The 12,390-nt window shown below is 59.7% G+C and carries 11 protein-coding genes; all 11 read left to right on the plus strand.

Annotated features, from left to right (window positions below; all coding sequences use genetic code 11):
* Positions 1-194: 194 nt before the first annotated feature.
* The 11 genes from AB4Z13_RS21960 (at position 195) to AB4Z13_RS22010 (ending at position 12,389) form a co-directional block, all read left to right on the plus strand.
* Positions 195-1,007, plus strand: a complete 813-nt coding sequence (locus AB4Z13_RS21960) for a DeoR/GlpR family DNA-binding transcription regulator (RefSeq protein ID WP_113321437.1) — start codon at positions 195-197, stop codon at positions 1,005-1,007.
* 47 nt (positions 1,008-1,054) lie between these two features.
* Positions 1,055-2,050 (plus strand): rhamnose ABC transporter substrate-binding protein, encoded by a 996-nt coding sequence (gene rhaS / locus AB4Z13_RS21965; RefSeq protein ID WP_439017774.1) that lies wholly within the window; start codon positions 1,055-1,057, stop codon positions 2,048-2,050.
* Positions 2,051-2,122: 72 nt separating this feature from the next.
* Complete coding sequence (locus tag AB4Z13_RS21970; RefSeq protein ID WP_439017773.1) at positions 2,123-3,658, plus strand: sugar ABC transporter ATP-binding protein; 1,536 nt, start codon at positions 2,123-2,125, stop codon at positions 3,656-3,658.
* A 10-nt stretch (positions 3,659-3,668) separates the two neighbouring features.
* Positions 3,669-4,658 (plus strand): ABC transporter permease, encoded by a 990-nt coding sequence (locus AB4Z13_RS21975; protein ID WP_113321439.1) that lies wholly within the window; start codon positions 3,669-3,671, stop codon positions 4,656-4,658.
* Entirely contained in the window at positions 4,655-5,665 is a 1,011-nt protein-coding gene (locus AB4Z13_RS21980; RefSeq protein WP_442206817.1) for an ABC transporter permease, read from the plus strand. The genes AB4Z13_RS21975 and AB4Z13_RS21980 overlap by 4 nt, the downstream gene beginning before the upstream one ends.
* The gene (gene rhaM / locus AB4Z13_RS21985; RefSeq protein WP_113321441.1) at positions 5,662-5,982 is read left to right on the plus strand and encodes an L-rhamnose mutarotase; all 321 of its coding nucleotides are present in this window, start codon (positions 5,662-5,664) and stop codon (positions 5,980-5,982) included. Before AB4Z13_RS21980 ends, rhaM begins: the two co-directional genes overlap by 4 nt.
* On the plus strand, positions 5,979-7,346 hold the full coding sequence (locus tag AB4Z13_RS21990) for an FGGY-family carbohydrate kinase (protein WP_439017771.1): 1,368 nt from the start codon (positions 5,979-5,981) through the stop codon (positions 7,344-7,346). The genes rhaM and AB4Z13_RS21990 overlap by 4 nt, the downstream gene beginning before the upstream one ends.
* Before the next feature lie 78 nt (positions 7,347-7,424).
* The gene (locus AB4Z13_RS21995) at positions 7,425-8,180 is read left to right on the plus strand and encodes a fumarylacetoacetate hydrolase family protein (RefSeq protein ID WP_439017770.1); all 756 of its coding nucleotides are present in this window, start codon (positions 7,425-7,427) and stop codon (positions 8,178-8,180) included.
* A 116-nt stretch (positions 8,181-8,296) separates the two neighbouring features.
* Complete coding sequence (locus AB4Z13_RS22000; protein ID WP_439017769.1) at positions 8,297-9,181, plus strand: helix-turn-helix domain-containing protein; 885 nt, start codon at positions 8,297-8,299, stop codon at positions 9,179-9,181.
* A 162-nt stretch (positions 9,182-9,343) separates the two neighbouring features.
* Positions 9,344-11,518 carry a TonB-dependent siderophore receptor gene (locus AB4Z13_RS22005; protein WP_442206818.1) on the plus strand — a complete coding sequence of 725 codons (2,175 nt, stop codon included), beginning with the start codon at positions 9,344-9,346 and terminating at the stop codon, positions 11,516-11,518.
* 91 nt (positions 11,519-11,609) lie between these two features.
* On the plus strand, positions 11,610-12,389 hold the full coding sequence (locus AB4Z13_RS22010) for an ATP-binding cassette domain-containing protein (protein ID WP_113321446.1): 780 nt from the start codon (positions 11,610-11,612) through the stop codon (positions 12,387-12,389).
* Position 12,390 lies beyond the last annotated feature (1 nt).

Genomic DNA, 12,390 nt, shown 5'->3' on the forward strand with positions numbered 1-12,390 from the left:
AGGCTTGTTTATAGGCCTGTGGGGCGCCGCGATCAGCACGCCCTTTCGCTCACGGTATCGCGCATCAAAATGGCGCTTGTCAATCGAAAACGATCAAATTCGATTATGCTGCATCGCAATATGAAAATTTATGATCGTTTCTGATTGACAGGCTTTAACGGATACGAAATAAATATGACAAGAGGAGGAGCCCAATGCACGAACGCGAACGCCATCGCATTATCTTAAGCGCCGTTCAGGAAAAGTCCGTCGTTACGATTCAGGACATTTCCGAGCTGACGGACGCTTCTGAAGCGACGATCAGGCGCGACATTGCGGCTCTTCACGTGCAGGGCAAGATCCGGCGTGTTCGTGGCGGCGCGGAAGCCGTGCACCCCCCGCAGCTCGGAAATCTTGCGGGCCGTCCCTTCCGAGTATCAGAATCGGTCAATATCGATAAAAAGCGCTCAATCGCACGCGCGGCCGTCGATCTCTGTGAAGCGGGCGATGCCATTATCATCAATGGCGGCACGACTACCTTCCAGATGGTGCATTACATGGCCGGCCATCGCATGCAGGTCATGACCAATTCCTTCGCTATTGCCGAACATCTGGTGAAGCACTCCAAGAACACAGTGACGGTGCCGGGCGGCGCGATTTATCGTGAACAGAGCCTGATCCTGTCGCCCTTCGACAATGACGCGATCCGCAATTTCTATGCGCGGCGCATGTTCATCGGCGCCCAGGGCGTCGGCCCGCTCGGCATCATGGAAGCGGATGCCCTCATCATTCAGAGCGAGCAGAAACTTATGCACCAGGCCGACGAACTCATCGTCATGGTCGATTCAAGCAAATTCAATCGCCGGTCGAGCCTCATTCTTTGCCCGCTAGACCGTGTATCCGTGGTTATCACCGATGACGGCATCTCGGAGGAAGCGGCTCGCATGATCGAGAATGCCGGCGTCCGGCTCGTGGTCGCGAGCCCGATGGCCCAGGCTGTGAAGGAGGATTCCTCGTCGGTCGCATGAGGCGTCGGCGAGGTGTGGAAGTCTAAATCTTAGTGGGAGGACATGACATGAAATTTGCAAAGACACTTGCAATCGGTGTGGCTTTTGCCGTCGCCATGATGGCTGGCGCCGCAAGCGCCAAGGACATCAAGATCGGCCTGGTCGTAAAGTCGCTCGGCAACGGCTTCTTCGACGCCGCCAACAAGGGCGCCCAGGAAGCGGCCAAGGAACTCGGCGGCGTGGAAGTCATCTACACCGGCCCGACAAGCACGACGGCCGAAGGTCAGATCGAAGTTATCAACTCGCTGATTGCGCAGGGCGTTGACGCCATCGCGATCTCGGCAAATGACCCGGATGCCGTCGTTCCTGCGCTGAAGAAGGCTACCCAGCGCGGTATCAAGGTTATTTCCTGGGACTCCGGCGTTGCCCCTGAAGGCCGCATCCTGCAACTCAACCCGTCGTCGAACGAACTGATCGGCAAGATGTGCCTGACGCTCGCCAAGGATCATCTTGACGGCGGCAAGGGTGACTTCGCCATCCTGTCGGCAACGACGACCTCGACCAACCAGAACATCTGGATCGACCAGATGAAGAAGCAGCTCAAGGATTTCCCGGGCCTCAATCTCGTCACCACGGTTTACGGCGACGACCTCTCGGACAAGTCCTATCGTGAAGCCGAAGGCCTGCTGAAGTCCAACCCGAACGTCAAGGTCATCGTCGCTCCGACGACGGTCGGCGTTCTGGCTGCTTCGAAGGTCGTCGAAGACAAGGGTCTGGTCGGCAAGGTCTACGTGACTGGCCTCGGCCTGCCGTCTGAAATGGCTGGCGCGATCAAGTCCGGCGCGACCAAGGAATTCGCCATCTGGAACCCGATCGACCTTGGCTACTCTGCAACGCAGATCGCCTATCACCTGGCAAAGGGTGATGCCGACGGCAAGCCGGGCAGCGAAATCGAAGCCGGCCGCATGGGCAAGATCAAGATTGGCGACAATGGCGAAGCTGCTATGGCAGACCCCTTTGTCTACAATGCCTCGAACATCGACCAGTTCTCCAAGGTCTTCTGATTTCAGAGATCATGAACGGACACCCGGCGGCTCTGCCGCCGGGCTTCTCTTTCGATGGTGGTAAGCTTGCTGATGACCTCTGCCCTTCAACACCCCGTCTCGGACCCAAAACCCGATGACGCAACCGGCATTCTGGAAATGCGCGGCATCTCGCAGATTTTCCCGGGCGTGAAGGCGCTCGATAATGTCAGCATCGCGCTCTATCCCGGCAAGGTGACGGCACTGATCGGCGAAAACGGCGCCGGCAAGTCGACACTCGTCAAGATCCTGACCGGAATCTACCGTCCGAATGAGGGCGAAATCATCGTCGACGGCAAACCGGTGCACTTCGCGACAGCACAAGCCGCGATCGATGCCGGCGTGACCGCCATTCACCAGGAGACCGTGCTCTTCGACGAGCTTTCGGTCGCCGAGAATATCTTCCTCGGCCATGCGCCGCGCACACGCTGGCGCACCATCGACTGGAGCGAGATGAACAGCCGCGCCAGAACGCTGCTGACCTCGCTCGAAAGCAATATCGATCCGACGATCCGCCTGAAAGACCTCTCGATTGCGCAGCGTCATCTCGTGGCGATCGCCCGCGCTTTGTCGATCGAGGCCCGCATCGTCATCATGGACGAACCGACCGCAGCGCTCTCCCGCAAGGAGATCGACGATCTTTTCCGTATCGTCGAGGGTCTCAAGGCAAGCGGCAAGGCCATCCTCTTCATCAGCCATAAGTTCGATGAGCTCTACGAGATCGCGGACAATTACGTCGTCTTCCGCGACGGCCGCGCTGTCGGCCATGGGAAGCTGAAGGAAACGCCGCAGGACGAAATCGTTCGCATGATGGTCGGCCGCGATGTCGAAAACGCGTTCCCGAAGATCGATGTGGCAATCGGCGGCGCAGTGCTCGAAGTCGAAAAATACAGCCACCGCACCGAATTCCGCGATATTTCACTGACGCTGCGCAAGGGCGAGATCCTCGGCGTCTATGGCCTGATCGGCGCCGGACGCTCGGAACTCGCCCAATCACTCTTCGGCATCACCAAGCCACTCTCCGGCAGGCTGACGCTCGAAGGCCGGGAAATTTCGATCAATTCCCCGCATGACGCCATCCGCGCCGGCATCGTCTACGTGCCGGAAGAGCGCGGCCGCCACGGCCTTGCGCTGCCGATGCCGATCTATCAGAACATGACGCTTCCGTCGCTGACGCGCACCTCGCGCAAGGGCTTCCTGCAGGCGGCAGAAGAATTCGCGCTCGCCCGTAAGTATGCCGAGCGGCTGGATCTGCGCGCTGCGGCCCTTTCCGTGCCTGTTGGTACGCTCTCAGGCGGCAACCAGCAGAAGGTCGTCATCGGCAAGTGGCTGGCCACCATGCCCAAGGTCATCATCCTCGATGAGCCAACCAAGGGCATCGATATCGGTTCGAAGGCAGCCGTCCACGGCTTCATCAGCGAACTCGCGGCCGAAGGCCTTTCCATCATCATGATCTCCTCCGAACTGCCCGAGATCATCGGCATGTCGGACCGCGTACTGGTCATGAAGGAGGGCCTGTCGGCAGGGCTCTTCGAGCGCGATCAGCTTTCGCCGGAAGCGCTGGTGCGTGCGGCGACCGGAAACGCATGAGGGGACGAGCATGATGAGACTAATCAGAAAACGCGAAACCCTGCTCTTCGCCATCATCGTGGTGATGATCGCCGTCTTTTCGACGCGCGCAGCCGATTTCGCCACTCCCGACAATCTCGCCGGTATCTTCAACGATACGGCAATCCTTATCATCCTGGCGCTTGCCCAGATGACGGTCATCCTGACGAAATCGATCGATCTTTCGGTCGCAGCCAACCTCGCCTTCACCGGCATGGCAATCGCGATGATGAACGCGGCCTTTCCCGGCCTGCCGCTGATCGTGCTCATCCTTGCGGCGATCGTGATCGGCGCAGCACTCGGCGCCATCAACGGCTTCCTCGTCTGGCGCCTCGAAATCCCGCCGATCGTCGTCACCCTCGGCACGCTTACCATCTATCGCGGCATGGCCTTCGTGCTGTCTGGCGGCGCCTGGGTCAATGCGCACCAGATGACGCCGATCTTCCTTGCCGTTCCCCGCACGCCGATCCTCGGACTGCCGATCTTAAGCTGGGTCGCCATCATCATCGTCGCTCTGATGTATATGCTGCTGCGCTACAGCCAGTTCGGCCGTTCGGCCTATGCGACCGGTGGCAATCCGACGGCTGCCGTCTATGCCGGTATCGATACGGGCAAGACGAAATTCCTGGCCTTCGTGCTCTCGGGCGCGCTCGCCGGGCTTTCCAGCTATCTCTGGGTATCGCGCTATGCGGTCGCCTATGTCGATATTGCCAACGGTTTCGAGCTCGACAGCGTCGCGGCCTGCGTGATCGGCGGCATCTCGATCGCCGGTGGTGTTGGCTCGGTTGCCGGCACGGTGCTCGGCGCACTCTTCCTCGGCGTCATCAAGAACGCCCTTCCCGTCATCGGCATTTCGCCCTTCACCCAGATGGCGATCTCCGGAACCGTCATCATCCTCGCCGTCGTCTTCAATGCAAGGCGCGAGCGTAATCGCGGCCGCATCATCCTGCGTGATCGCGCAGCAGCGGAGGTCGCAGCATGAGCATGGTTTCCGCAAATCCGGAAAAGCGCGTCATTCCCGATCGCCTCGGCACGCCCTTCAAGCGCATCATGGCGAGCTGGGAAGTGCTGCTCTTTGGGGTCGCCGTCTTGATCTTCATCTTCAATTCCGTGGCCTCGCCCTATTTCCTCGATGCCTGGAACCTCTCGGACGCGACCTTCAACTTCACCGAAAAGGCGATGATCGCCTTTGCCATGGCGCTGCTCGTCATCGCCGGCGAGATCGACCTCTCGGTCGCCGCCATCATCGCGCTCGCCTCGACAGCAATGGGCGCTGCGGCGCAGATGGGTGTCGGCACGCCAGGCCTCGTGCTGATCGGCATCGGCACCGGGCTTCTCTGCGGCATCTTCAACGGTTTCCTCGTCTCTGTTCTGAAACTGCCGTCGATCGTCGTCACCATCGGCACGATGAGCCTCTTCCGCGGCATTTCCTATATCGTGCTCGGCGACCAGGCCTATGGCAAATACCCGGCGGATTTCGCTTATTTCGGCCAGGGCTACGTCGTCTGGGTCTTCTCCTTCGAATTCGTGCTGTTCATCGTGCTGGCAATTCTCTTTGCGATCCTGCTGCATGCCACGAATTTCGGCCGGCAGGTCTATACGATCGGCAACAATGATTTCGCAGCTCGCTTCTCCGGCATTCCGGTCGAGCGCGTGAAATTCATCCTCTTCCTACTGACCGGCGTGATGAGCGGTGTCGCTGCGGTCTGCCTGACCTCGCGCCTCGGCTCGACCCGCCCGTCGATCGCGCAAGGGTGGGAACTCGAAGTCGTCACCATGGTCGTGCTCGGCGGCATCTCGATTCTCGGCGGCTCCGGTACGATCGGCGGCGTCGTCATCGCCGCCTTCGTCATGGGTCTCGTGACTTTCGGTCTTGGCTTGTTGAACGTGCCCGGCATCGTCATGTCGATCTTCATCGGCCTGCTCCTGATCATCACCATCGCGATCCCGATCATCGCCCGCCGCATCAAAGCCATGAGCGCCAAATGACACTGGAAAAACACGCCTTCAAGATGAAGCTCAATCCCGGCATGGAGGCCGAATACAGGAAGCGGCATGACGAGATCTGGCCGGAACTGGTCGACCTGCTGCACCAGTCTGGTGCCAGCGACTATTCCATCCATCTCGACCGCGAGACCAATACGCTTTTCGGCGTGCTGACCCGGCCGAAGGATCACACGATGGCAAGCCTGCCGGACCATCCGGTCATGAAGAAATGGTGGGCACATATGGCCGATATCATGGCATCCAATCCGGATAATTCTCCCGTCCAGAGTGACCTCGTGACCGTCTTCCATATGCCATGAGCGACTACCGCCACATCGCCGTTCTCGATATCGGCAAGACAAACGCCAAGGTCGTCGTTCTCGACAGCGCGACGGGCGCCGAAATCGCCGTCCGCAAGCAACCGAATACGGTCATCCGCGACGGCCTCTATCCGCATTATGATATCGAAACGCTCTGGAGCTTCGCGCTTGCTTCGCTGAAAGCCTTTGCCAGCGAGCCGGGTTTCGACGCGATCTCGATCACCACCCATGGCGCAGCCGCCGCCTTGCTCGGCGCGGATGGCAAGCTGGCAATGCCCGTCATCGACTATGAGCATGAATATCCGCCTGAGATCCGTAACGCCTATGATGCGCTGCGGCCATCTTTTACCGAGACCTTCTCGCCCCGTCTTTCGATGGGCCTGAATATCGGCGCGCAGCTTCACTACCAGAAGACGGCTTTTGCCGAAGAATTCGCCAAGGTCGCCACCATCCTCACCTATGCACAATATTGGTCGGCGCGGCTGACTGGTGTCGCTGCGAACGAGGCAACCTCGCTCGGCTGTCATACGGACCTCTGGAATCCGAAGACAGGCGCATACTCCTCGCTGGTCGATACGCTTGCCATTCCCGACCGGATGGCGCCGATCCATTCGGCCTTTGATGCACTTGGTCCCGTTCTGCCCGATATCGCCGCTGAGATCGGTCTTTCCGTGCCCGTCTATTGCGGCATTCATGATTCAAATGCGTCGCTCCTGCCGCATCTTGTCGCCCGCGAGGCGCCCTTTGCCGTGGTCTCGACCGGCACCTGGGTCATCAATTTCGGTGTCGGGGGTGATCTGGCCCATCTTGACGCCAAGCGCGATGCGCTCGCCAATGTGGATGCCTATGGCCGCGCCGTACCCTCTTCCCGCTTCATGGGCGGCCGCGAATTCGAAATTCTCTCGGCCGAGATCGGTCAGGTCGGCGATGCCGAGGCAAAAGCCGCCATCGCTGATGTCGTGGCGAAAGGCATCTTGCTGCTACCGAATGTGGCACCGGGCTCCGGTCCCTTTCCGGGCAAGGTCAGCCGTTGGATCCACGCGGACGGAGCGAGCCGGCAGGAGCGCTATGCCGCAGCCTGCCTCTATCTCGCATTGATGACGGAGGCCTGCCTGGGGCTGATTGGCGCCAAGGGCCCAATCATCGTCGAGGGCCCTTTCGCATTGAACGAGACCTATCTGTCGCTGATTGCTGCAATCACCGGCCGCGATACGATGGCGCTGCCGGGCTCGACCGGCACCAGCCAGGGGGCGGCCCTTCTTGCCGGCATCAAGCCGGTATCCGGTGTGGAAAAACACTTCTCACCCCAGGCAATTCCGGGCCTCTCCGCCTATCGGGAGCGCTGGTACGCCGCGATGGAATAACAGTGTTTCCAAGACTGGCCTTGTTCATGTCGGCCGCGCCGCTAGTGTGGCACCTTTCGATTTGATGGAGGAAACAGCATGACTGAATCATTCGACCCGCGCGCACTGGCCGCCAAACTCTACAGCCTGCGCCAGGCCGGAAAGCAGGAGCCGACGAGCGCCTTTCCGCTGCCGAGCGACCTGCACAAGGCTATGGAAGCGCAAAACTTCCTGAAGGCCGAAGAAGAGGTCGCGAGCAACGCCTGGAAGGTCACGGCCTCGCCCGAGGGCCAGCCGGTCACCGCACCTCTCCATCCCTATGCCGAAGCCGTATCGGGTGCGACCATTGCCTGGTATCCGGGCCTGAAATTCGAAACCGAAATCGCCGTGCGCTTCGGCAAGGATCTACCCTATCGCAAGGGTGCTCCCTACAGCCGCGCCGAAGTTCTGGACGCGATTTCCACTGCCTATCTCGGCGCCGAGCTGCTCGTCAGCGCGGTAAAAGAAAGCGGCAGCGTGTCCTTCCTCCTCTTCCTAGCAGACCGCCTCGGCAATAGCGGCTACGTGCTCGGACCCTCCGTTGCAAAGAGCTTCATCGATATCGCCGCAAGCACGCCGTTGAAGGTCACGCAGGACAGCAAGACGATCTATGATGGTCTTGCCAAACATCCGAAGGGCGACGTCGTGACCTGGCTGGTCGACTACGCGAACGACCCGTTGCGGCCAGAAGATTCGCTGAAATCGGGCGCGCTCGTCACCACCGGCACGCTCAGCGGCGCCGTTGAACTCACCGAACCCGGCGAGATCGACATCCGCTTCGGCGACGGCGCAAGGCTGACCTTCTCGGTCGCCTGAGATCGGTATTTCCGCCAGCATAAACTGGGTGATTGTCATCCTGCTCCGCCTCCTATAATAAACTTGAGTTTAATACGAAGGTTTATTCGGCTGTCAGGCCGGAGGCGGAAGTGGAAATGACGTTTCAACCGCGCATGCAAAACAGGATTCACGGCTTTTCCGTCACGAAGGGCGTCAATCGCCGGGTGTGGAACGGCATCGTGGCGGATGTCTGGGATGTGGACTGCGCTCCCCATTCCGGTGGCTATTACGTGTCGCGCGACCCGCGGCTTTTCATCCTCCTTGAAAAGCGCGGGCCGGGCAATTCGCGGGTAAAGCTCTCGCCACGCACCCACGGCACGGTGCAGGACACCGAAAAGCGGCCGATCTCCTACGTGCCAGCCGACATGGAAGTCTGGGCCGATCTGGTGGATGTGCATTCGCTGCGCCATCTCGACATCCATTTCGATGTCGAGACCATCAGCCGAAGGCTCGGCGATGATCTCGATCCGCAGCGCCTTGCCAATGCCCAGCTCCTGTTTTCCGACGAGCGCCTTTTGTCGCTCGCCCAGTTGATTGCCGCCGAATGCATTAATCCGCAACCGCTGCATGATCTCTACGGCGACGGCCTGTCGCTCTCCCTCATCATCGATGTGCTGAAGCTCACCAAGGTGCAGCCGCGCAAGCGCAGCAAGCTTGCCGGCTGGCAATTGCGCCGCGCCACCGATTTCATCGAGGAAAATTGCCTGCGCAATATCCGCCTGGAAGAGCTGGCATCCGTCACCGGCCTGTCGCAATCGCATTTCAGCCACGCCTTCAAGGCATCGACCGGCGTTGCACCCCATCAATATCAGACCAATGTCCGCCTCGACCGCGCAAAACACCTGCTGGTGCGCGGTGAATACCCCCTGACAACCATCGCTGTGGAAACCGGCTTTGCCGATCAGGCCCATTTCACCCGTGTCTTCCGCAAGAATTTGGGAACCACGCCGGCGAACTGGAAAAAGGCGCAGATTGCGTAATTGCAACACATCAGAGCATTTGCGTGCAGCGCGGAAAATTGCCCAAGAACGTTCAATTTCCACCCGATCGCGACAATCCGCCCGATTAAATTTGAGTTAAACACTCGACTTATTCAAGGCCATACCGCGGCAGGAAAAGCCGCGGCACGAGTGGGGTAATCTATGCGAGCGCAGACCAAGGGGCTCACCTTCAGGGCATATCTACTGGCAGGAACGGCTGTCACCAGCATCATGGCGGCATCCTCCGCTCTTGGTCAGGACGCCAGCCCGACGCAACTGGCGCCGATCGTCCTCCAGGGCGGCAGCGATAGCGCCACCGCTCCGGTCAAAGGCTATGTCGCGAAGAATTCGTCTGCCGGCTCCAAGAGCGATACGCCGATCAACGAAATTCCGCAGTCGGTCTCCGTCATCGGCAAGCAGGAAATGGACGATCGCGGCATCACCAACAAGGTCGATGAAGCACTGCTCTATACGCCCGGCGTCATCGCCCAGCCCTATGGCAACGACCCCGATACCGACTGGTTCTACATTCGCGGCTTCAACGCCACACAGACCGGCGTCTTCTTCGACAACCTCACCCTCTTCAGCTACGGCTTCGGCGGCTTCCAGATCGATCCCTTCATGCTGGAGCGTGTCGATGTTCTAAAAGGCCCCGCCTCGGTTCTCTATGGCGGCGCCAACCCGGGCGGCATCATCAATCTCGTGCGCAAGCGCCCGCTCGACGAGCCGCTCTATTACACCGATATCGGCATCAACAGTAATGGCAACGCCTTTACGGGATTTGACATCTCCGACAAGGTCGGCTCTAGCGATACGATGACCTACCGCATCACCGGCAAGGTTGCAGGCGGCGATAATTATTCGGATTTCTCGCATGATTTCCGTGGCTTCATTATGCCGCAACTGGAAATCGCGCCTGATGATGCGACACGCTTCACGGTCTGGGGCTATCTCGGCGGCCTCGACCAGGTCCATACCGGCAACGGCTTCTTCCCCTATGTCGGTACGGTCAAGGACGCACCCTTCGGCAAGATCCCACGCGATGCCTTCTATGGCGAACCCGACATCGACGACGGCAGCTATGTCCAGAAGATGATCGGTTATGAGTTCCAGCACGAGTTCGACAACGGCATCAAGTTCTCGCAGAACCTGCGTTACGGCCGCCTCGACAAGCACGAGATCGGTCCATACCTCAACGGCTGGGTTGGCGGCGTGCCTACTGGCCCAGACTATCTGCTTGGCCGCATCGGTTTCGAAGGCCGTTCCGGCGTCGATTCCTTCGGCATAGACAACCGGCTGGAAGGCGAAGCCGAATTTGGCGGCGCTACGCACAACATGCTCGTCGGCCTCGATTACAAATATTACAACCTCGATAATCTGCAGAAATGGCCGACATGGCCGATCTCTGCAACACCGATCAGCGCCACCGATCCGATCTACGGCCTGCCGCAGCCCGCCAACAGCACACAGATCGACCAGGTCGTCACGCAAAGGCAGCTCGGCATTTATGGGCAGGACCAGATCCACTTCGGCGACGGCTGGTTGCTGACGCTCAACGGCCGCTATGACTATGTCGACACCGATTCCGATGCGATCGTCGGAACGACCTACAATTCCGACGACAGTGCCGTCAGCGGACGTGTCGGCCTGGCCTACGAATTCGACAACGGCCTGACGCCTTATGTCAGCGCCGCGACCTTCTTCAATCCGTTGATCGGCACAGGCGTATCCGGTGCGCTGAAGCCAGAGGAAGGCCAGCAGTTCGAAGGCGGCATCAAGTATGATCCGACCTTCATCGACGGCACGCTCACGGCCTCGGTCTTCCACATCACCAAGCGCAACAACACGGTCACCAACGCTGCGACCTTCGCCCAGAGCCAACTTGGCGAAGTCGTTTCGCGCGGTGCCGAACTGGAAGGCAAGGTCAACCTCACCGACAACTGGAAGGTCCTCGCTTCGCTTGCCTATACAGATATGGAAGTGACGGAAAACGACGCCAATCCCACTCTTGTCGGCAAGTCGCCCTATATCGTGCCGAAGGTGACCGCCTCGCTCTGGGTCGACTACACGGTCACGACAGGCGCCATGGAAGGCCTGAGCTTCGGTGCGGGCGTCCGTCACCAGGGAACGTCCTGGGCTGATGAAGCCAATACCGAAAAAGTGCCGGCTGCTACTCTCGTCGATGCGGCGATCCGCTACGAAAAGGAAAACTGGGGCGCCTCTCTCAACGTCGCCAATCTCTTCGATAAGGAATATGTCGAAAGCTGCGGCGGCCTGACGGTCTGCGGTTATGGCGACGCGCGCACGGTCACTTTCAAGCTCAGCAAGAAATGGTAAGTTGACAAATAGAGTTTAGTTTTTCAGGAAGCTGCGATAAAGGGAGGGCTCGGCCCTCCCGAACCCTTTGCAGCCAAGCCGGAGTTTCCTCGTGTCCACGTCCTTCCTGAGCCTTTCCGGAATAGACTATGCCATCGGCGCCAGAACAATCCTCAACGGCATCGATCTGACGCTTGAGGCCGGCCGCATCTACGGCCTCGTCGGCCCCAACGGTTCCGGCAAAAGCACACTCCTCAAGACCATCGCCCGGCAGATTGCCCCGAAGAATGGTTCGATCTCCTTCGACGGCAAGGCGGCGGCTGACTGGGGCAGCCGCGCCTTTGCCCGCCATGTCGCCTATATGCCGCAATTCACGCCGGCGACCGACGGCATGACCGTGCGTGAACTCGTGGCGCTCGGCCGTTTTCCCTGGCACGGCACGCTCGGCCGCTTCAGCGCAGCGGATCGCGAGATGGTCGAGGAAGCGATCGTCCGCACCGAGCTTGAAGATTTTGCCGACCGCCTGGTCGCCAGCATGTCCGGTGGCGAGCGCCAGCGCGCCTGGATCGCGATGATGCTTGCCCAGAACGCCCGCTGCCTGCTACTCGACGAACCCACGTCGGCGCTAGACCTCGCCCATCAGGCAAGCGTGCTTTCGCTGGTGCAGGAACTCAGCCACGAGCGCGGGCTCACAGTCATCATCGTGCTGCATGACATCAATCTTGCTGCGCGCTATTGCGACGCGATCATCGCACTCAACCACGGCAAGATCACCGCCGAAGGCACGCCCGCCGAGATCATGCAGGCCGACAAACTGCAGTCGATCTTCGGTGTCGGCATGGGTGTCTTCCCGCATCCGGTTCGCAACGAGCCGGTCAGCTATCTGTTGTAGC

The organism is Rhizobium sp. YAF28 (assembly GCF_052113285.1).
GTDB lineage: Bacteria > Pseudomonadota > Alphaproteobacteria > Rhizobiales > Rhizobiaceae > Rhizobium.

Excerpts from the sequence above, each read along its gene's own strand:
- AB4Z13_RS21960 (WP_113321437.1), top strand. The coding sequence starts at position 195 with ATGCACGAACGCGAACGCCATCGCATTATCTTAAGCGCCGTTCAGGAA.
- rhaS (WP_439017774.1), top strand. The coding sequence starts at position 1,055 with ATGAAATTTGCAAAGACACTTGCAATCGGTGTGGCTTTTGCCGTCGCC.
- AB4Z13_RS21970 (WP_439017773.1), top strand. The coding sequence starts at position 2,123 with ATGACCTCTGCCCTTCAACACCCCGTCTCGGACCCAAAACCCGATGAC.
- AB4Z13_RS21975 (WP_113321439.1), top strand. The coding sequence starts at position 3,669 with ATGATGAGACTAATCAGAAAACGCGAAACCCTGCTCTTCGCCATCATC.
- AB4Z13_RS21980 (WP_442206817.1), top strand. The coding sequence starts at position 4,655 with ATGAGCATGGTTTCCGCAAATCCGGAAAAGCGCGTCATTCCCGATCGC.
- rhaM (WP_113321441.1), top strand. The coding sequence starts at position 5,662 with ATGACACTGGAAAAACACGCCTTCAAGATGAAGCTCAATCCCGGCATG.
- AB4Z13_RS21990 (WP_439017771.1), top strand. The coding sequence starts at position 5,979 with ATGAGCGACTACCGCCACATCGCCGTTCTCGATATCGGCAAGACAAAC.
- AB4Z13_RS21995 (WP_439017770.1), top strand. The coding sequence starts at position 7,425 with ATGACTGAATCATTCGACCCGCGCGCACTGGCCGCCAAACTCTACAGC.
- AB4Z13_RS22000 (WP_439017769.1), top strand. The coding sequence starts at position 8,297 with ATGACGTTTCAACCGCGCATGCAAAACAGGATTCACGGCTTTTCCGTC.
- AB4Z13_RS22005 (WP_442206818.1), top strand. The coding sequence starts at position 9,344 with ATGCGAGCGCAGACCAAGGGGCTCACCTTCAGGGCATATCTACTGGCA.